Here is a 19,783-nt window from a genome sequence, read left to right as displayed (position 1 = left end):
CCCAGAGGTGCCGCATGCCCAGATGGCGAGCCAGGCGTGGCAGCGGCAGGAAGGGGGTACCGCCCTCGCCCAAGGTGATGGGCTCCTCGCCCGGGTCGAGCGGGGTCATCTCGCGGAATCGGTACATGCCCGGCGGACGGCGGAGGAGATCGTCCTTGGTGACCGAGGCGGCGACTTTGGGCAGGTCGTAGCGGACGGCCAGCATCTGGCCGCAGCCTTCGCACACGGTGAGGAGGCGGCCGGCTTCGTGACGCCGGCCGCAGACGGTGCACTCGATGTGGGAGACGAAGCTAGGATTCACTCAGCACTCGCCTCATACCGACCTGGGCCTTCGGCCCCGGCCGGTATTCAGCTCGAAGTTCAATGAGCCTTCTCTTTCTCGGCCTTGGCGGCGGCCACGACCTTCTCGGCGAGGTGGGTCGGCACTTCCTCGTAGTGCGAGAACTCCATGGAGTAGGCGCCCCGCCCCCCCGTCATGGAGCGAAGGGAGGATTCATAGGTCAGCATCTCGGACATGGGCGCCTGCGCCCGCACGGAGACGATCTCGCCATCCGGCTCCATGCCCACGATGCGCCCGCGGCGGCCGTTGAGATCGCCGATGACATCGCCCGCGTTGTCGGAGGGAGCGGTGACTTCGATATTCATGATGGGCTCGAGGAGGATCGGATGCGCCTCCATGAAGCCCTTCTGCAGCCCCATGGAGGCGGCGATCTGGAAGGCCATGTCGGACGAGTCGACGTCGTGATAGGAGCCGTCGTAGAGGGTCACCCGCAGGTCCACCACGGGATATCCCGCGAAGATGCCGCGCTTCATGCAATCGCGCACGCCCTTCTCCACCGAGGGGATGAAGTTGCGGGGCACCGAGCCGCCGAAGATGTCGTCCACGAACTCGAACCCGCCGCCCCGCTGGAGCGGCTCGACCTTGAGCCAGACGTCGCCGTACTGTCCCCGGCCGCCCGTCTGCTTCTTGTACTTGCCCTGGACCTCGGCGCGCCCCTTCACGGTCTCCTTGTAGGGGATGCGCGGGGGCAGGAGATTGACCTCCACGTTGTACTTGCGCTTCATCCGCTCCACCACCGTCTCGACGTGGAGCTGGCCCATGCCGGAGACGAGGAGCTGCTTCGTCTCGGGATCATAGTGATGATGGAGCGTGGGATCCTCCTCGGCCATGCGATGGAGCGCCGTGGAGATCTTGTCCTCGTCGCCGCGGCTTTTGGGCTGAATGGCGAAGGAGATGGAGGGCTCGGGGAAGACGATGGCGGGCAGGATGACCGGCTGGCCTTCATCGCAGAGGGTGTCGCCGGTCAGGGTGTCCTTGAGCTTGGCCACCACGCCGATCTCACCGGGGCCGAGTGACTCCACGGCCTTCTGGGTCTTGCCCATGAGATGGCCCAGATGCCCGATGCGCTCCTTGCCGCCGCGCGAGGCGTTGAGCACCTGGCTGTCGGCCCTGAAGGTGCCCGAGTAGACGCGAAAGAGCGAGAGCTTGCCCACGTGCGGATCGGCGATGGTCTTGAAGACGACGGCGGAGAGCGGCGCTTTGGGGTCGCCGGCGCGCGTCACCGCCTGCTTCGTTCGCGGATCGGTCCCCTCCACGGCGCTCAGGTCGGCGGGCGACGGGAACTCCTTGACGATGAGGTCCATGAGCGGCTGGACACCCAGGCCCTTGGTGGCGGAAGCGGCGAGGACGGGCACGAGGCTTCCGGATGCGATGGCCTTGCCGAGCGCCTTGACCATCTCGTCTTCGCTGATGCCGCCTTCCTCGAGGTACTTGGCCAGGAGGTCATCGTCCGTCTCGGCCACCGCCTCCACCAGCTTCTCCCGCCACGTCTTGGCGTCGTCCATGACCTCGGCGGGAATCTCCGTCTCCTTCCCCTTGCCGTCGGCGGTGACGAGCGCCTTCATGGCCACGAGATCGACGACGCCCGCGAACCCGGACTCCGATCCCACGGGAAGCTGGAGCGGGCACAGCCGGCCCTTGAGGCGCTTCTGGAGCGACTCGAGGGTGCGAAAGAAATCCGCGCGCTCACGGTCGAGGCGGTTGATGACGATGGCGCGGGCCAGGGCGTACTCGTTGGAGAACTTCCACACCTTCTCCGTCTGCACCTGCACGCCGGCCACCGCGTCGACGACGATGACGGCGGCGGTGGCCGCGCGCAGCCCCGCCCGCGCGTCCGCCACGAAGTCGCCATATCCGGGCGTGTCGATCAGGTTGAGGCGGTGACCCTTCCAGTCGCAGAAGGCCACGGAGGTGCCGAGCGAGATCTTGCGCTTGATCTCGTCGGGATCGAAGTCGGTGGTGGTCGTCCCCTCATCGACCTTGCCGAGCCGGTTGGTGGCGCCGGCCGCGAAGAGGATGGCTTCCACCAGCGATGTCTTGCCGACTCCGCCATGCCCCGCGAAGCCGACGTTGCGGATCTTGGAGATGTCCGTCGCCATGCCTGCCTCCCCTCGGCCCCGTCGCGTAGGGAAACTTCGACTGCAGGAGAAAGCACGATGTGAAAGGGGATGCTACCACAGCGTCACGGAGTGTTCCAGCGGGGAGCGCGCGCTTGGCGGTGCTGGCTAGGGGCGGACGACTTTGTTCGCGAGCACGCCGATCTTCTCGACCTCGGCCTCCAGGCGGTCCCCGGCCTTGAGGAAGTTGCCGGTGGCGGCCCCCACCCCGTCCGGGGTGCCCGTGGCGATGATGTCGCCGGGCAGCACCGTCATGCCGCGCGAGAGGACCTCGATGCACTGATCCACCGGAAAGATCATCTTGGAGGTGTGGCTGGACTGCCGCACCTGTCCATTGACCCGCATCGAGATGCTGAGGGCCTGAGGATCCGGGATCTCGTCGGCGGTGACGAGGACGGGGCCCATGGGGCAGAAGGTATCGAGCGACTTGCCCTTGAACCACTGGGTGTGGCGCTTCTGGAGGTCGCGCGCCGTCACGTCGTTGATCACCGTGTAGCCGAAGACGTGCTTGAGGGCATCCGGGCGGCTGATGTCCCGGCCCGCCGTGCCGAGCACCACGGCCAGCTCGACCTCGTAGTCGAGCTCGGTGGTGATGGCGTGATGCACCACGTCGTCGCCCGGGCCGACCACCGCGGTGCCGGGCTTGGTAAAGTACACGGGATGCTCGGGCACGGCGGCGCCGCGTTCGGCGGCGTGGTCGGCATAGTTCCGGCCCAGGCAGAAGACGTTGCGCGCGGGGTGCTGGATGGGGGCGAGCAGCCGGACGCGCTTGAGGGGATAGGCCAGCTTGCGTCCGGCCAGATCTTCGATGGCCTGCTGGTCCACGAGGCGCTTGCCATGGTCCCAGGCCTCGCGGCCGAGGGCCCACGCGGCCTCGCCGCCCTGGATGAGCTCGAGCACGCTCCTGGGAAAGCCCCCGCGTCCCCGGCGAACCGCGCCGCGCTGGGCCGCCAGATCCTTGGCGAGGCCGGCCAGGTCCAGCACCACCTCGAGCCACACCGCGCCCACCTTGGGCTCGCCACGGCCCCGGCGAAAGGTCACCAGGTGCATGCTACTCGCTCACCGCCGCGGCGCCGCTCCGCTGGGGCAGGGTCTTGCCGCCCTGGCGGGCGATGTCCTCGAGCTCGCGCGGCAGCCCGAAGCGCACATCCTCCTCGACGACGTGGACCTCGCGTACCGCGACCCGGCCGGCCAGCTGGAGGGCCTCCACGACCTCGGTGACCAAGAACTCCGGCGTGGAGGCACCCGCGGTGACCCCGACGCGCTTCGAGCCGTCCAGCCACTCGGCCTTGATATCGTTCTTGTCATTGATGAGGTAGGAGGGCGTGCCCATCACCGTGGAGACCTCGACGAGCCGATTGGCGTTCGAGCTGTTGGCGGCACCGATGACGAGGAGGACATCGACCTCTCCCGCCACCGTCTTGGCCGAAGCCTGGCGGTTCTGGGTCGCGTAGCAGATATCGTCCTTGGCGGGGCCCGCGATCTTGGGGAAGCGGCGGCGCAGCGCCTCGATGCAGTCGCGCGTGTCGTCCACGCTGAGCGTGGTCTGGGTCAGGTAGGCGACCTTGCTCGGATCGGGGATGTCGAGCCGGTCCACTTCCTCGGGGTGCGCGATGAGGAACATGCGCTCGGGCGCCTCCCCCATGGTGCCCACGACCTCGTCGTGGTCGGCGTGGCCGACCAGCACGATGCTGTACCCCTCGCGCGCGTAGCGGATGGCCTCGAGGTGCACCTTGGTCACGAGCGGACAGGTGGCGTCGATCACCCGCAGCCCGCGCCGCCGCGCCTCCTGGCGCACGGCCGGCGACACACCGTGCGCGCTGAAGATCACCGTGGCGTCGTCGGGCACCTCGTCGAGCTCGTCCACGAAGTGGGCGCCCTTGGCCCGAAGGGCCTCGACGACGTGGCGGTTGTGCACGATCTCCCGGCGCACGTACACGGGGGGCGGGCACACCTGCAGGGCCAGTTCGACGATATCGATGGCGCGGTCCACGCCGGCGCAGAAGCCGCGCGGGCCCGCGAGCACGATTTCCTGGAGGGGGATGGTGGTCATATGCCCTCAGTCTACTTGAAATACCAGGTCAGGCCCACGATACCGCTGTCCGAATTGAAGCCGCGGTTCTTGTCGTACACGTGCCCGTTGGAGATGTGCTGGAAGCGGTACCCGACATTGACGGCCAGTCCCGGCGTGATGAAGTAGGAGATGCCGAGGCCGGCTTCGAGGACGAAGGTGAAAGGCGAGTCGATCTCCAGCACCTTGAGGTTCGTGCCTGCCGCCCCCGCCGTCCCCTCGAGGTACGGCACGAAGCGGCCGAGGGACAGCCCGAGAAGGTGCTGGCGGAAGGTCAGCTTCAACCCTTCGGCCGTCGCCTCCTCGGGAGAGAGGTAATACTGGAACCAGCCCTCCAGGCCGGCCTCGAAGGCGCCGCGGAGAATGGCCGGGCCGAACGGCTCGAAGAAGAAGTACGAGAACCGGGGATTGACGTTGACGAAGGAGATGCCCGAGAGCTTCCCGTGGTTCTCGACATTGTTCTGAGCGCCGCCGCCCAGGGCCAGTCCGATCGCCTTCGTCCCCTGGGCGAACTCCTGCTCGGCGTCGAAGGCGGAGGCCGTCATCGGAGCGGCTGCCGTCGCGAGCACGACCAGGGTCAAGCCCAGCGCGTAACGTCTCATCATGGCTCGATCAGCACCTTGAGCGCCTCTCCGCGCTCCATCAGCCCCAAGGCCTCGCGGACTCGCTCGAGGCCCATGGTGTGAGTGACCAGACCGTCAGGCACCAGGCTCTCGGACTCGAGGAGCCCGACGGCCTGCCGGATCAGAGCCGGGGTGTGGTGGAAAGCTCCCACCAGAGCCAGCTCCTCGTAGTGCGCCCGCCGCGTGTCCACGGCGATGGTGGTGCCCGGAGCGCAACCGCCAAAGAATACCACGGTCCCCCCGCGCCCCACAGCAGCCACGGCCTGCTCCCAGACCTGGGGACGGCCCGTGGCGTCGATCACGACCTCGGGTCCCCGACCGCTCGTCACCTCGCGGAGTTGGCCCACCAGATCGTGGGCCCCCGAGCTCTCGAGGCATTCGGCGAGGCCCAGCTCCCGCACCCGTTCGAGCCGCCAGCCGGGCTTGCCGATGAGGATGACCCTGGCCTTGCGCTGCGCGGCAGACAGGGCCAGGAGACAGCCGAGTGGCCCGTGACCGATCACCGTCACCGTCATGCCCGCCTCCACGCGTCCCCGCTCGACCCCGAGGAGCGCGCAGGCCAGCGGCTCGGCGAAGGCGGCGCGGCGAGCCGGCACGGATGCGCCGAGGCGCACGACATTGGTGGCGCAGAGCCGGGGCGGCAAGGCGATGAACTCCCCGTAGGCGCCATTGACGAAGAGGAGGTCTTCGCACAGATTGTGGCGGCCTTCACGGCAGAAGCGACAGGCCCGGCACGGCGCTGAGTTGGCGGCGACGACGCGGTCTCCCTCTCGCACGTCGGACCCTCCCGATCCCACGCGCGTCACCGTGCCCGCGAACTCGTGGCCGAAGACCGTGGGGACATGAGGAATCATGACGGGGTGGCCGCGCCGGAGCACCTTGACGTCCGTGCCGCAGGTGAGGGCGGCCTCGATCTTGACGACGATTTCCCCCGCCCTCGGCTCCGGAATGGGGAGCTCTTCGAAGCGAAGATCTCCCGGCCCATGGAAGACTTGCGCTTTCACGGCGTGATGTAGACCTTGACGGCTTCGTGTCGCCGCATCAGCTCGACGCCCTGGGCACGCTGGCCGAGAGGCAGGCGGCGGGTGATGAGCCCATCGACGCGAATCTTGCCCGCGGCCAGCAACGCAAAGGCTTCGCAAAGCTCCGCCGGCGATGACGAGTAGGTGGCGGAGAGGGTGAGCTCGCGATGGTAGAGATCAGCGAGGGGCAAGGGCAGCGTCGCCCCTTCGAGGCGGCCCCGCCCCCGGTACACCGCGGCCTTCACGTCCCACGTTCTCCCCAGCGCGAGCGGGTCCAGCAGCGAAGAGCGATGCCGAGCTTCTTGGGAGTGGGCACGCTCACGCGCTCGCCGAACACACGGTAGCGCCGCCGCTCCATGGTCTGGAGGAGCGCGAAATAGGTCCGGCCCATGATCTCGGCCGCGAAGAGGGTCCGGGCGTCGGAGCGGGGCAGGGCCGCCCACGCGCGCTCGTAGTACGTGCGGGCCCGCGCGGCCTGGGCGGCCATCAATTCGACGAACTCGGGCGTGTACCGCCCCGCCGCGAGGTCGTCGGCCTTGACGCCGAACCGTCGCAGGTCCTCCTGCGGCACGTAGACGCGACCGGCGCGGGCGTCGGGCTGCACATCGCGCATGATATTGGTGAGCTGGAGGGCTACCCCGAGATCGACGGCGTACTGGCGGGCGCGGGTGTCCGCGTAGCCGAAGATCTCGATGCAGCAGAGCCCGACGGCCGAGGCCACGCGATAGCAGTACGGATAGAGATCCTCGAAGGTCTCGTACGTCGAGCGCTCGAGGTCCATCTCCACGCCCGCGATGATCTCGAGGAGGGCGGCGCGCGGGATGGCAAAGAGCTTCACGGCCTCCTGCAGGCGCTCGGCCGCCGGATGCGCGGGCGTGCCCTCGTAGACCCGCCGGATCTCCTCCCGCCAGAGCGCAAGTTCCCCGCGTTGAGCGACACGACTCTGTCCCCGCGCCTGCCCAAGGTCCACCGCATCATCGACGATGCGGCAGAAGGCATAGACCGCGTACATGGCCTCGCGCTGCGGGCGCGGGAGGGTGAGGAAGGCGAAGAAGAAGTTCGAGCGGCTCTTGCGCGTGATCCTCGAGACGAACTTGGTCGCGTTCATGCGGCCTTGGCCGGCCGGGGCGCATAGCCGCGCTCCACGAACCAGGCGACGGCATCCCGCAGCGCGTCTTCCGCCGGCGTCTGGGGCAGGCCGAGCTCGCGCAAGGCCTTGGCGGCGCTGAAATACATGCGCTTCCTCGCCATGCGCACGGCATTGAGCGGCACCTCGGGCGTGCCGCCCGTGACCCGCGCCGCGCCCTCCATGCAGAAGGCGGCGAGCCAGGCGACGCCATACGGCACGCGGAAGCGCGGGGCGCGAACGCCCGTGAGAGCAGCCAGGGCGCGGAAGATCTCGATGAGCGACATGTTCCGATTGCCGAGGATGTACTTCTGCCCGACCATGCCGCGATCGCCGGCCAACATATGGCCGCGCGCGACGTCTCGGACGTGGACGATATTCAGCCCGGTGTCGATCGAGCCCACCATCTTGCCCTTGAGGAAATCCACGATCATCCGCCCCGTGGGCGTCGGCTTGATGTCCCAGGGCCCCAGCGGCGCCGAGGGGTTGACAATGACCACGGGCGCCCCGCGGGCCGCCCGCTCCTCGGCCACGCGCTCGGCGAGAAACTTCGACGCCTTGTAGGGCCCGACCATGTCCTCGAGGCCGACGGGGCTCGTCTCGTCGCCTGGTGTGCCGTCCTTGGGAATGCCGAGAGCGCCCACCGTCGAGGTGTACACGATGCGCTCGGCCCCGGCCTCCGCCGCGGCGTCGAGGACATGGCGCGTGCCGTCGACATTGGCACGATAGAGCTCGCTGGGGTCCCGAGCCCAGAGACGGTAGTCGGCGGCGACGTGGTAGACGCGCCGTGCTCCCCTCACCGCGGCACGGATCGAGTCCCGGTCGAGCAGATCGCCGTGTGCGATCTCGACCCGGCAGCCCTCCAGGGCACGGCGATCGCTGCCCGGTCGCGCCAGCACCCGCACGGTGCGGCCGTCGGCCAGGAGCTCGCGGACGAGATTGGCGCCCACGAACCCGGTGCCCCCCGTGACGAGCGCGTCCATCAGCGGGATTCGTTCTCGACGGCCGTCATGGATTCAAGCGAGCTCTGCAGGGCGTCCGCCACCGCGGCCAGCGCCCCCCGAGTGACGCGCCGAAGCTTGAGCGCCCTCGGCAATATCGCCGGATGTCTCAGCACGGCCTCCGCCGCGCGAGCCTTGAGCACCCGTCCCTCCGCCGTGAGGAGCGCGGCGAGCTCGGGGGGCAGGCCGTCGCTCGCGTCGTCGGACACCCCACGGAGGACGAGGCCAGGGCAGCCCGCCTCCAAGGCGGCCCGGAGGATGAGCGAGGATTCCATGTCGACGGCCACGGCACCTGTCGCCGCCCGCAGCTTGGCCTTGGCCTCGGGCGTCGCGGCCACCTCCGGCACGGTCACCAGCGTGCCCGTGGAGAAGCGCATCCCCGCGCTCGCGAAGGCGGCGGCGTGTCGACGATGGTGGGCGGCCGTGGCCGGGTATCGCTCTCCGAGCGTGCCGATCACCGTCTCGGGCAGGACGAGGAAACCGCAGGTTACATCCGGGTGGAGAGCGCCGCAGACGCCCGCGGAGATCACCAGAGGATGATCGAGTCCCTCGACCATGGCCGGGAAGCGCGCGGAGAGAAGGCGGGCCGCGAGACCGACGGGGGCGAGGCGAAGATGAGCATCCCCGAAGGCGGGGAACGAGAAGGACGTGAGGCGCGGCAGCCGAAGCGCCCGGGCGAGCGCCCGGGCCTCGAGCTCAACCGCCGTGAGGACGAGGATCGCGCCCAAGCGGGCCGGCCCCGGCGGCCGCCGCCTTGAGCGCCTTTTCCTTCTCCTTGCGCTCGACCCAGGCCTTCCAGCTATTGCCGGCGGCGGTGTCCTTGCCGGTGAACTTGATGGTGGCAATGTCGGCGTAGGGAAGAGTGAAGGGGCCCTCGCCCTGCTCGTCGAAGAACTGGATGAAGGGCTCGGGCACGTCGGCGTTGCGGTTGAAGATATAGCCCACGAGCTCGCTGCCGTCCCGCTTCACGATGGTGGTATTGCCCCGGTAGTCGAAGGCGTAGTCCACCACCTCGCTGAGGGACGTGTAGTCGTTGATCTGCGGGGCCCAGCCTTCCAGACTCATCGCGATTACAGCTTGCCCGTGAGGGTGACGGCCACCGTCTCCGCGAAACCCTTCCAGGAGCTGAACGTGTGGTCGACGGCCGTTGCCTCGTATCCGCAGTGGACCATGCAGTCGCGGCACTTGTCGTTTCCGCTCTTCTTGCCGTAGTTCTCCCACCGTGTGTTGTCCATCAGCTCCTGGAAGCTCGCGGCATAGCCTTCCTGGAGGAGGTAGCACGGGCGCTGCCAGCCGAACATGTTAAACGTGGGATTGCCCCAGGGCGTGCACTCGTAATCCTTCTTGCCCATGAGGAAGCGCAGGAAGAGCGGAGACTGGTTGAACTTCCAGCGCCGCTTCGGATTCGAGAGCATCTCGCTGAAGAGCTGGTGGGTGCGGGACTCCCGGAGGAAATGCTCCTGGTCCGGCGCCTTGGAATAGCTGTACCCGGGCGAGAGCATCATCCCCTCCACCCCGAGCGTCATCATCTCGTCAAAGAACTCGCGCATCCGGAGGGGCGAGGTGCCGTCGAAGAGCGTGGTGTTCGTGGTCACCCGGAAGCCGCGCTGGAGGGCCGCTTTGATCCCGTCCACCGCCTGATCGAAGACGCCGTCGCGGCACACCGCATCGTCGTGCTCCTCGCGCAGGCCGTCCATGTGCACGCTGAAGGTCAGGTACTTGGACGGGGTGAAGAGATCGAGCTTCTCCTTGAGGAGGATGGCGTTGGTGCAGAGGTAAATGTACTTCCGGCGCTTGACGAGCTCGACGACCAGCTTGTCGATGTCGGGATACATGAGGGGCTCGCCCCCCGGAATGCTCACGATGGGCGCGCCGCACTCTTCCACGGCCCGCAGACATTGCTCGACGGTGAGATGCTTCTTGAGGATCTGCGCAGGGTACTGGATCTTGCCGCAGCCGGCGCACGCGAGGTTGCACCGGAAGAGGGGCTCGAGCATCAGCACGAGGGGATATCGCGTGCGGCCCCGGAGCTTCTGCTTGACGACATACCCCGTAACCGTGGCCATCTGGGAAATCGGGACGCTCATCGACTCAAGAACCCCCTTCGTCTGTCACGGTGGTGACGGTAGCCTGGGCTGCCCCGCGGGAGCCCACTGCCCAACCCCGGACGGCCGAGATGGCGTTCAGGCGGTAGAGTACCATGATGACGGCCACATGGAGGAGGATTCCAATGCCCAAGAGCTTACCCTCGCCCGTCCAGGCCGTGATGCCCAGGTTGAAGACCACGATGCCATAGTACAGGGCCGTTCCAGCCCGAGGCGAGCCCAGGCGCGGTGAGCGTCCCGCCATCCAGAGCCAGCCGCCCACGATGACCCAGCCGACGACAACCCAGCCCACGAAGTTCGACATCGGCACGCCGAAATAGAAGCCAGGCTCGACGTAGTAGAACACGTTGCCGAGGAACCACTTCTCTCCGACCACGGCCATGGGATCGATCACGACGTCGGCCAGCATCATGAGGGCGCCGCCCAGCAGCGCCGAAGCCCAGCGGCGGCCCGGGCCGAGGGCGACACGCGCGAGACACCACGCGGTATAGGCAAGGAACGGAAAGGAGAGTGGGTCGAAGAGCGGGACATTCGAGATGAAGAGCTCTCGATCGGCGGTGTAGCCGGTGTAGTGGTAGAGGCCGAACGGGATGCCGGAGCGGGTCGAGGAGTACTCGGCCACGAAGGCCACCGCCCAGCCCCAGCACAGCCACACCGTCGCCCGCCTCCCGCCAAGGTCACGGCCGGCCACCACCAGGAAAGCCAGGAGGAAGGCAAAGACGTACGGTCGCAGCAGGACCGTGCCGGCGAGAAGCCCGGCGATGCTTCCCCAGTCCTGGGCCATGCAGGGCACGTTACCCTGAATCACCCCGCTCTTTCAACGTTTGCAGTGGGTGAGTTCGGGCACCGGCACTGGGGCAAGTTGCGAGCCAGTGCCCAACGTTCTCGCGCGTGCCCTCTCTCACATGCCTGTGCTAGTATCGAGCGATGTTTTCGCCGGGGATGCATCGCCCATCATGACCTCGCCCACCGCCATTCGCTCCGAAGTCGACCACGCGATCAGCCGCGCCCGGGACGTCCTCCTGGCCACCCAGGCCCCCGATGGACACTGGGTCGGGGAGGCCGAGGCCAATAGCACCATCACGAGCGAGTACCTGCTCTTGTGCCATCTGCTGGATCGCGCGGATCGGGAGCGCGAGGCCAAGATGGTGCGGTACCTGCGGAAGTGTCAGCTCCCCGATGGTGGCTACAGCCTGTACGACGGAGGCTCGGCCAACCTGTCCGCCACCATCAAGGCCTACTTCGCCATGAAGGTCGCCGGGGTGACGGCCGATGATCCGTCCATGGCGGCGGCGCGCGCGCTGATCCGCGAGCGCGGCGGCCCTGTCCAGGCCGACGTCTTCACCAAGATTCTCCTCGCCCTTTTCGGGGAATACGACTGGCGCGGCGTGCCATCCATGCCCGTGGAGATCATCCTGCTGCCCCGCTGGTCCTTCTTCAACCTCCTCGAGGTGTCCTACTGGTCGCGCACGGTCATCGTGCCGCTCCTCATCCTCATGGACTCCAAGCCCGTCATGCGGCTGCCCGAGTCCTGCCGGCTCGACGAGCTCTGGCCCGTGCCGCGCGAGCACGCGAGCCTCCGCTTCCCGCGCATCCCTCGCCCGTTCTCATCGAAGCGCTTCATCTGGAAGAACCTCTTCATCGGCGTGGACGACGCGCTCAAGGGCTGGGAGCGCCTGGGGCCGCGGCCCTTCCGGGGACGCGCCATCGAGGCGGCCGTGCGCTGGCTCGAGGAGCGCCTGGCCGTGCCCGGAGGCCTGGGGGGGATTTTCCCGGCCATGACCAATGCCGTCCTGGCCCTCAGGACCCTGGGCTATCCCGAGGACCACCCGCTCATCCGAGGGCAGATCAAGGAGATCGAGAATCTCGGCGTCGAGACAACGGATTCGCTCCACTACACGCCGTGCGTCTCGCCCGTGTGGGACACCTCGCTGGCCGCCAATGCCCTGATCGAGTCGGGCCTGACGCCGGACCATCCCCAGCTCATCCGCGCCGGCGAGTGGATGATGGACAAGCAGATCACGGTACCCGGGGACTGGCAGGTCAAGCGGCCCGACGTGCCGCCGGGAGGCTGGCCCTTCCAGTACCACAACGATTTCTATCCCGACCTGGATGACTCGGCCATGGTGATGATGGCCCTCGCCAAGATCCAGGGCCTCGACCCCGAGCGCAAGGCGCGGTGCATGGAGCGCGGCCTGGCGTGGTTTGTCGGGATGCAAGGATCCGACGGTGGATGGGCCTCGTTCGACGCCGACAATAGCCGGCTCGTCTTCAACAATATTCCCTTCGCGGATCACGGGGCGCTGCTCGATCCCTCGACGGAGGATCTGACGGGCCGCGGCCTCGAGCTCCTCGGCACTCTCGGCCATGGGCCGGATCACCCGGCCGCGCAGCGGGCCTTCGCTTTCATCCGCAAGACCCAGCACGAGACGGGGGCGTGGTACGGACGCTGGGGCGTCAACTACATCTACGGCACGTGGTCGGTGCTGCGCGGGCTCGGGGCCATCGGTGAAGACTGCTCGGCCGACTATGTCCAGCGCGCCATCGCCTGGATCGAGCAGCGTCAGAACGCCGACGGAGGCTGGGGGGAGACGCTCGCCTCCTATGACGACGAGACCCTGGCGGGCCAGGGCGAGTCCATCCCGAGCCAGACGGCCTGGGCTCTGCTGGGACTGTTCGCGGCAGGGCGGATCGAGGGTCAGGCCGTGGAACAGGGCATACGCTATCTCATCGACACGCAGACGGCGGACGGCTCGTGGGAAGACCCGCTGTGGAATGGCACCGGCTTCCCGCGTGTCTTCTACCTCAAGTATCACCTCTACGCGAAGTACTTCCCGCTCTGGGCCCTCGGCGTGTACCGGGGCGCGACGGCGTGAAGGGGAGTTTTTCGAGATGAGGGGCGGCCGAGCTGCCGCAGGCACGCGCGTGTGGTGGCCGTTCGAGGTAAGCACCGACGGTGCGAGCCGAGGGCTGAGTAGATTCGAGGTAAGCACCGACGGTGCGAGCCGAGGGCTGAGTAGATTGCGAGGGCTGACATAGCTGCCGGGCCGGAGTCCTGGCCGCTGCCCCTGCGCCCCGTCGAGGCGCTGGGGCGGCTTACCCTGTACATCGTCGAGTCGCTGGGCCGCTTCGGGCGATTCCTCGGCGAGGCGGTGGCCCTGGTCTTCATTCCGCCCCTCAAGCTCGGCCGGCTCGCCGGGCGCATCTACTTCATCGGCTTCAAATCGCTCACGATCGTGATCCTCACGGGCGGTTTCACCGGCATGGCCCTGGGCCTGCAGGTCTTCCTCACCCTCCAGCGCGTGGGCTCCGAGGCCTTCGTGGGGCCAGCCGTGGGCATCGCCCTCGTGCGCGAGCTGGGCCCCGTGCTCACGGCCGTCTTCGTCACGGGCCTGGCCGGCTCGGCCCTCACCGCCGAGCTCGGCATCATGCGGATCTCGGAACAGATCGACGCGCTCATGGTCATGGCCCTCAACCCGGTGCGCTATCTGGTGGTGCCGGCCATCCTGGCCGGACTCATCACCTTCCCCATGCTCACGGCCATCTTCGACGTCGCCGGCATCTACGGGGGCTACCTGGTGGCCGTGATTCTGCTGGGCATGTCGCCCGGGACATATTTCGGGCAAATGCAGACCTACGCCGACATGTCGGACGTCATGGTCGGCTTCTGGAAATCGGTCTGCTTCGGGGTCCTCGTGCCGTGGGTCTGCACCTACAAGGGCTTCCACTGCGGGCACGGCGCCGAAGGCGTCTCCCGCGCGACCACCGAGGCCGTCGTGCTCTCCTGCGTGCTCATCCTCGTCTTCAACTATTTCCTGGGCTCGGTGCTCCCGTGATCCCGCTCTCATGATTCGAATTCAGGGCCTGCGCAAGTCCTTCGGCCGCCAGGCCGTGCTCAACGGCGTGGACCTGGACGTGGCCACGGGCGAGATCATGATCATCATCGGCCGGAGCGGCGGGGGCAAGTCCGTGCTCCTCAAGCACCTCCTGGGCCTCATGCGCCCGGACGCGGGCGCCGTGCTCGTGGATGGGGTCGACATCACGAAGCTGCGGGGGGCGGCCCTCGAGTTGGTACGCCGGCGCTACGGTGTCGTGTTCCAGGGCGGGGCCCTCTTCGATTCCATGTCCGTCTTCGACAATGTCGCCTTCCCTCTGCGCGAGAAGACGAAGCTCAAGCCCGCGGAGATCGCGCAGCGGGTCGAGCAGAAGCTCGAGCAGGTGGGGCTCCAGGACATGGGCGACAAGAACCCGGCGGAGATCTCGGGCGGCATGCGCAAGCGCGTGGCCATCGCCCGGGCCCTCGTGACCGAGCCCGAGATCGTCTTCTTCGACGAGCCGACCACCGGGCTCGATCCCATCCTCGTCAACACCATCCATCACCTCATCCGGGACCTGCACCGAAAGTTCCGCTTCACGGCGGTCATGGTCAGCCACGAGATTCCCGAGATCTTCGAGATCGCCGACCGTGTGGCCATGCTCCACGACGGCATCATCGTCGAGGCGGGGGACGCGGCCAGCCTCCAGGCCTCGCCGAAGCCGATCGTGCAGCAGTTCATCCACGGGGAGGTCGAGGGCACCCATCATGCCGCATGACGCAAAGGGAGGGGTTTCATGAGACGCTCTCTACTGGACCTGGCCGTGGGAGTCTTCGTCCTGCTTGGCATCTTGGCATTGGGCTGGCTTTCGATTAAACTCGGCAAGATCGATTTCGTGGGGGGGCACAATTACACCGTCACCGCCGACTTTCCCTCCGCGGGCGGCCTGAAGAACGGGTCCAGCATCGAGATCGCCGGGGTCGAGATCGGTCGTGTCAGCGCGGTCCAGCTGGCCAACTACCAGGCTCGCGTGGTGATGTCGATCCGGAACGGGGTCAAGCTGACCGAGGACTCGATCGCGTCGATCAAGACCCGGGGACTCATCGGCGAGAAGTTCATCAATCTCAGCCCGGGGGGATCGGACCGAATAATCAAGCCGGGGGGCAAGATCACCGAGGTGGAGCCGCCCATCGATCTGGAGGAGCTGCTGTCCAAGTATGTCTTTGGCAAGGTCTAGATAGGTGTTTCAACAACATCGCCGTCTAGGAGGGTGGCTGATGAGGGTTCGTCGCGCACTGGGGCTCGGGCTCGCCGCCCTGTTCGTCCTCGTCTCCGCGCCAGAGGCCGTGGCGGGGGCGGCCACCGACCAGCTGAAAGGCGCCATCGACCGCGTGGTGGCCACCCTCGACAGTCCGGCCCTCAAGGGCGACGGGAAGGTCCTCGAGCGTCGGACGGCCGTCCGCAAGATCGCCAACGAGATTTTCGACTTCAACGAGATCGCCCGGCGGTCGCTCGGTCGCTACTGGCAGCCTCTGACCGAGCCGCAGCGCACGGAGTTCGTGTTCCTCTTCGGAGACCTTCTCGAGCGCTCGTACATCTCGAAGATCGAGCTGTACGGAGGCGAGAAGATCGTCTACAGCGGCGAGCGCGTCGAGGCCGATCTCGCCACCGTCAGCACCAGGATCATGACCAAGAACGGCACCGAAGTGCCGGTCGACTACCGGCTCTTCAAGCGCGGGGACCGGTGGATGATCTATGACGTCAGCGTGGAGGGGATCAGCCTCGTCTCGAACTACCGGACCCAGTTCAACAAGATCATCCAGACGAACGGCTACAACGGGCTGGTGGAGAAGATGAGGACGAAGCAGACCGAATTTGCGGGAGAAGAAGCACAGAGGAAGATGAAGAACTAGTCCGAGGCGTCGCCGGCGGGCCTGGGGAGCGCCGACCACGCTCACCCGTGGGCAAAGCGGCGCCGAGCCATGACGGGCAAAGACCTCGCGAACCTTCTGGACGAGCACGGCTACGATTTCTTCACGGGCGTGCCCTGCTCGCTCGTGGAGGCCCTCCTCACCGAGCTCGAGGGCCGACCGGGCGCGCGCTCCCGGCGGTCACCGTATATCCCAGCCGTGCGCGAGGACATCGCGGTCGGTCTCGCCGCGGGCGCCTGGCTCGGCGGCCGTACCCCCGCCGTCATCATGCAGAACTCCGGCCTGGGCACGAGCCTCAACGCGCTCGTCTCGCTGTCCCTCCTCTATCGGCTGCCCGCGCTCCTGCTCGTGACCTGGCGCGGTCATGGCGGCGCCGACGCGCCCGAGCACATCGTGATGGGCGAGATCTCCCCTGCCCTCCTGGACCTGATCCACATCCCGCATCGCACGCTCGGGGCCGCCGGCGCCGCGGCCGACCTCGGGTGGGCGCGTGCGGAATCGCTGAGACTGAGCCAGCCGGTGGCTCTGCTGGTACCGCCGGGCCTGCTCGAGACGGGCTCCCATCAGGTTCCCGAGGCGATCAAGGCACCCATCGAGGTCGGGATCGCCCCCACCTTGGGCCCCCTTCCCGCCGCGTCCATCTCCCGGTCCGAGGCGCTGCACGCGGCCATCGACACGCTGGGCGGAGAGCCCGTCGTGCACGCCAACGGCTATGTCTGCCGCGAGTCCTTCGCGGTGCGCGATCGGCCCGAGAACTTCTACATGATCGGATCCATGGGCCTGGCCTCGTCCATAGGGCTGGGGGCGGCCCTGGCCCGGGACGACCGCACGATTGTCGTCTTCGACGGCGACGGCAATCTCCTCATGAACCTGGGCATCCTGCCCATGATCGGCGATGCCGGGCGACAGGGCCGCCCCCGTCGCTTCGTTCACATCGTCTTCGACAATGGCGTGTACGGCTCCACGGGCGGACAGCCCTCGCCCGGGCAGGCCACGCGTCTCGATGCGGTGGCGGCGGCGGCGGGATACGCGAGGGCCATCTGCGTCGCCACCGCGCGCGGCATCTCGGATGCGCTGACCGAGGCGCTTCGGAGCGAAGGCCCGAGCTTCATCCTCGCGCGCGTGACTGCGGAGGAAAAGCCGGCACCGAGGATTCCCTACCCGCCCGAGGAGATCCGCGACCGGTTCCGCCGTGCCCTGGGCAGCGCTCCCTGACGACCCCGCCGTGACCTGCGCGCGCCGTCTCCGTCGTTCGCGCGCGGCACGATGACCGGACGGTGGAGGCGGGTGCTCCTGCTCCTGGCGGGGGCGGTCTTCATCGGGTGGCTCGTGTGGGATCTGGGACCGGCGAGCGTGTGGGAAGCCATCCACAGACTGGGCTGGTGGCTCGCCGTCCTGGTCCTCATGCCTTTCAGCCTGGCCGTGATCCTCGATAGCCTCGGCTGGCGCATTCTGCTCGCCGGCAATGGAGTGCCCTTCACCGTCCTCATCGGCGCACGTCTGGCCGGCGAGGCGGTCAACCTCGCCACGCCCATGGCTGCCCTCGGCGGCGAGCCACTCAAGGCCTATCTGGTGCGGGACCATCTCCCGCTGGACGAAGGGCTCGCCTCGGTCATCGTGGACAAGACCACCGTTGTAATCGGTCAGGCCCTCTTCCTCGCGGGGGGACTGGTGCTCGCGCTCGCCCTCGAGCCGCCGCGGAGCCTCCTCTACGTCATGACGGGCCTGCTCGCAGCGGAAATCGCGGGCGCCGGCGGCTTCGCGCTGGCGCAGAGGGCGGGCGTGCTCGGTAGTGGGGGCGCCTGGCTGCTCGATCGACTCGGACTCCGCGGGATCGAGGGCCACCGCGAGATGCTCGCGCGCATCGACGGCTGGCTCGGGCGATTCTACCGCGAGCGCCTCGCCGGGATCGCCGGCTCGGCCCTGCTGCACGCGCTCGCCTGGGCCGTGGGTGGCCTCGAGATCTATGTCATCCTTGGCCTGCTCGGCAAGCCGGTCACGCTCGCCACGGCCCTCGTGCTCGAAGCGTTCGGCACCGCGGTCAAGTTCGTGACCTTCATGATCCCCGGCTCGCTCGGCGCGCTCGAGGGTGGCAATGCCGCGATCTTCGCGGCCTTTGGGCTGGGCGGTGCGCTCGGGCTGGTCACCACGCTCGTCCGCCGGCTCCGCGAGGCGACCTGGGTCCTCATCGGCATGGCAGTGCTCTCCGCGTTCAAGACACGCCCGGCTGCTCCCGTGATCGACTAGCCCGAGCTATTCGCGAGACAACGCCACCCTCACCCAGCCCTCTCCCTCTCCGAGGGAGAGGGATTCATTTTTCCCTTGCCCCCGCAGGGGGCGAGGGCTGAGTAGACCAGGGGGAGGCCAGGATGCTGTACGCGCGTTCGCGAATAGTGCGGGTGCGCCCGGGCACGCCGTTCGAGCTGAGCGGCGGCCTCCGGGCGTCGCGAGGCGAGAGCTGAGTTGGAACCGCCGGGCGGGTTAGCGGGCTATGGTAAACTACGCCGGTCCAATCCATCTCACCCGGGAGGTCCACGTGGGATCCGTACGCGTCGCCATTGTGGGAGTCGGGAATTGCGCCTCGGCGCTCGTGCAGGGCGTCCACTACTACAAGAACGCCCCCGATGACGGCTTCATCCCGGGGCTGATGCGGCCGCGTCTCGCCGGCTACCACGTCGGCGACATCGAGTTTTCCGCGGCCTTTGACGTGGACGTCAACAAGGTCGGGCTCGATCTCTCCCAGGCCATCTGGGCCAAGCCGAACAATACCGTGCGCTTCGGGGAGGTGCCGCATCTGGGCGTCCCCGTCCAGCGCGGCATGACGCACGACGGGCTCGGTCACTACCTGTCCCAGCTGATCACGAAGGCCCCCGGCCCCACCGTGGACATCGCGGGCATTCTGCGCGAGACCCGCACGGACGTCGTCGTCAACTTCCTGCCCGTGGGCAGCGAGATGGCGACCAAGTGGTACGTCGAGCAGATCCTGGAGGCCGGCTGCGGCTTCGTCAACTGCATCCCCGTCTTCATCGCCCGGGAAGCGTATTGGCGGCGCCGCTTCGAGGAGCGCGCGCTGCCCGTGGTAGGCGACGACGTCAAGTCGCAGGTGGGCGCGACCATCATCCACCGCGTGCTCACCAAGCTCTTCATGGACCGCGGCGTGCGGATGGAGCACACGAGCCAGCTCAACGTGGGCGGCAACACCGACTTCTACAACATGCTCGAGCGGCAGCGGCTCCAGTCCAAGAAGATATCCAAGACGGACGCCGTGCGCTCCCAGCTCGCCCACGAGCTCCCCGACGCGGACATCCACATCGGGCCGAGCGACTACGTGCCGTGGCTGGCCGACCGCAAGTGGGCGCATATCCGGCTCGAGGGCCGCGGCTTCGGCAACCAGCCCATCAACCTCGAGTTGAAGCTCGAGGTGTGGGACTCGCCCAACTCCGCCGGCGTGGTGATCGACGCCATCCGCTCGTGCAAGATCGCCATGGACCGCGGGCTCAAGGGTGCCCTCCCGGCCCCGTCGGCCTACCTGATGAAGTCGCCGCCGGAGCAGTGGTCCGACGAGCTGGCCCGGACGCGGCTGGAGCAGTTCATCCGGGGCGACGAGTAGCTCCGCCGGGGCAACCGACTTC

21 protein-coding genes are annotated in these 19,783 nt (G+C 67.7%); 8 read left to right on the top strand and 13 right to left on the bottom strand.

From position 1 onward, the window contains the following. The 13 genes from VGT00_18200 to VGT00_18140 form a co-directional block, all read right to left on the bottom strand. Positions 1–301: threonine synthase (locus VGT00_18200; protein HEV8533361.1), on the bottom strand; the 301-nt coding region annotated here is incomplete at its 3' end. A 59-nt stretch (positions 302–360) separates the two neighbouring features. Further along, positions 361–2,439 (bottom strand): elongation factor G, encoded by a 2,079-nt coding sequence (gene fusA, locus VGT00_18195; protein HEV8533360.1) that lies wholly within the window; start codon positions 2,437–2,439, stop codon positions 361–363. Between the two features lie 126 nt (positions 2,440–2,565). Further along, a complete protein-coding gene (locus tag VGT00_18190; protein ID HEV8533359.1) occupies positions 2,566–3,507 on the bottom strand; it encodes a fumarylacetoacetate hydrolase family protein in 942 nt (313 codons plus the stop codon). 1 nt (position 3,508) lies between these two features. Further along, entirely contained in the window at positions 3,509–4,510 is a 1,002-nt protein-coding gene (gene ispH / locus VGT00_18185) for a 4-hydroxy-3-methylbut-2-enyl diphosphate reductase (GenBank protein ID HEV8533358.1), read from the bottom strand. An 11-nt stretch (positions 4,511–4,521) separates the two neighbouring features. Beyond that, positions 4,522–5,133: an acyloxyacyl hydrolase gene (locus tag VGT00_18180; protein HEV8533357.1), complete on the bottom strand. Its 612-nt coding sequence runs from the start codon at positions 5,131–5,133 to the stop codon at positions 4,522–4,524. Continuing rightward, positions 5,130–6,155: an alcohol dehydrogenase catalytic domain-containing protein gene (locus tag VGT00_18175; protein ID HEV8533356.1), complete on the bottom strand. Its 1,026-nt coding sequence runs from the start codon at positions 6,153–6,155 to the stop codon at positions 5,130–5,132. Before VGT00_18175 ends, VGT00_18180 begins: the two co-directional genes overlap by 4 nt. Beyond that, positions 6,152–6,418, bottom strand: coding sequence for a hypothetical protein (locus VGT00_18170; GenBank protein ID HEV8533355.1), 267 nt, complete (start codon positions 6,416–6,418; stop codon positions 6,152–6,154). The genes VGT00_18175 and VGT00_18170 overlap by 4 nt, the downstream gene beginning before the upstream one ends. Further along, positions 6,415–7,281 carry a presqualene diphosphate synthase HpnD gene (gene hpnD, locus VGT00_18165; GenBank protein ID HEV8533354.1) on the bottom strand — a complete coding sequence of 289 codons (867 nt, stop codon included), beginning with the start codon at positions 7,279–7,281 and terminating at the stop codon, positions 6,415–6,417. Before hpnD ends, VGT00_18170 begins: the two co-directional genes overlap by 4 nt. Further along, the gene (hpnA, locus tag VGT00_18160; protein HEV8533353.1) at positions 7,278–8,282 is read right to left on the bottom strand and encodes a hopanoid-associated sugar epimerase; all 1,005 of its coding nucleotides are present in this window, start codon (positions 8,280–8,282) and stop codon (positions 7,278–7,280) included. The genes hpnD and hpnA overlap by 4 nt, the downstream gene beginning before the upstream one ends. Beyond that, positions 8,282–9,028 carry a hypothetical protein gene (locus VGT00_18155; GenBank protein HEV8533352.1) on the bottom strand — a complete coding sequence of 249 codons (747 nt, stop codon included), beginning with the start codon at positions 9,026–9,028 and terminating at the stop codon, positions 8,282–8,284. Before VGT00_18155 ends, hpnA begins: the two co-directional genes overlap by 1 nt. Continuing rightward, positions 8,997–9,365 carry a hypothetical protein gene (locus VGT00_18150; protein HEV8533351.1) on the bottom strand — a complete coding sequence of 123 codons (369 nt, stop codon included), beginning with the start codon at positions 9,363–9,365 and terminating at the stop codon, positions 8,997–8,999. The genes VGT00_18155 and VGT00_18150 overlap by 32 nt, the downstream gene beginning before the upstream one ends. Before the next feature lie 5 nt (positions 9,366–9,370). Further along, a complete protein-coding gene (gene hpnH / locus VGT00_18145) occupies positions 9,371–10,387 on the bottom strand; it encodes an adenosyl-hopene transferase HpnH (GenBank protein ID HEV8533350.1) in 1,017 nt (338 codons plus the stop codon). 4 nt (positions 10,388–10,391) lie between these two features. Further along, complete coding sequence (locus VGT00_18140; protein ID HEV8533349.1) at positions 10,392–11,189, bottom strand: carotenoid biosynthesis protein; 798 nt, start codon at positions 11,187–11,189, stop codon at positions 10,392–10,394. Positions 11,190–11,361: 172 nt separating this feature from the next. Here VGT00_18140 and shc point away from each other — a divergent pair, with 172 nt between their 5' ends. From shc to VGT00_18100, 8 genes are all read left to right on the top strand, one after another. Next, on the top strand, positions 11,362–13,281 hold the full coding sequence (shc, locus tag VGT00_18135) for a squalene--hopene cyclase (GenBank protein HEV8533348.1): 1,920 nt from the start codon (positions 11,362–11,364) through the stop codon (positions 13,279–13,281). A gap of 276 nt (positions 13,282–13,557) precedes the next feature. After that, entirely contained in the window at positions 13,558–14,241 is a 684-nt protein-coding gene (locus VGT00_18130; GenBank protein ID HEV8533347.1) for an ABC transporter permease, read from the top strand. Positions 14,242–14,251: 10 nt separating this feature from the next. Continuing rightward, the gene (locus tag VGT00_18125) at positions 14,252–14,998 is read left to right on the top strand and encodes an ABC transporter ATP-binding protein (protein ID HEV8533346.1); all 747 of its coding nucleotides are present in this window, start codon (positions 14,252–14,254) and stop codon (positions 14,996–14,998) included. An 18-nt stretch (positions 14,999–15,016) separates the two neighbouring features. Continuing rightward, positions 15,017–15,457 (top strand): outer membrane lipid asymmetry maintenance protein MlaD, encoded by a 441-nt coding sequence (gene mlaD / locus VGT00_18120; GenBank protein HEV8533345.1) that lies wholly within the window; start codon positions 15,017–15,019, stop codon positions 15,455–15,457. Positions 15,458–15,497: 40 nt separating this feature from the next. Then, positions 15,498–16,133, top strand: a complete 636-nt coding sequence (locus VGT00_18115; GenBank protein ID HEV8533344.1) for an ABC transporter substrate-binding protein — start codon at positions 15,498–15,500, stop codon at positions 16,131–16,133. 69 nt (positions 16,134–16,202) lie between these two features. Beyond that, positions 16,203–17,366 (top strand): thiamine pyrophosphate-dependent enzyme, encoded by a 1,164-nt coding sequence (locus VGT00_18110; protein HEV8533343.1) that lies wholly within the window; start codon positions 16,203–16,205, stop codon positions 17,364–17,366. Between the two features lie 51 nt (positions 17,367–17,417). Continuing rightward, positions 17,418–18,398: a lysylphosphatidylglycerol synthase domain-containing protein gene (locus tag VGT00_18105; GenBank protein ID HEV8533342.1), complete on the top strand. Its 981-nt coding sequence runs from the start codon at positions 17,418–17,420 to the stop codon at positions 18,396–18,398. A gap of 289 nt (positions 18,399–18,687) precedes the next feature. Next, positions 18,688–19,761 carry an inositol-3-phosphate synthase gene (locus VGT00_18100; GenBank protein ID HEV8533341.1) on the top strand — a complete coding sequence of 358 codons (1,074 nt, stop codon included), beginning with the start codon at positions 18,688–18,690 and terminating at the stop codon, positions 19,759–19,761. Positions 19,762–19,783 lie beyond the last annotated feature (22 nt).

The sequence above is a fragment of the Candidatus Methylomirabilota bacterium genome, assembly GCA_036002485.1.
Taxonomy (GTDB): Bacteria; Methylomirabilota; Methylomirabilia; order Rokubacteriales; family CSP1-6; genus AR37.
Note: the sequence above shows the minus strand (reverse complement) of the source record. Positions and strands in the feature narration are given on the sequence as shown.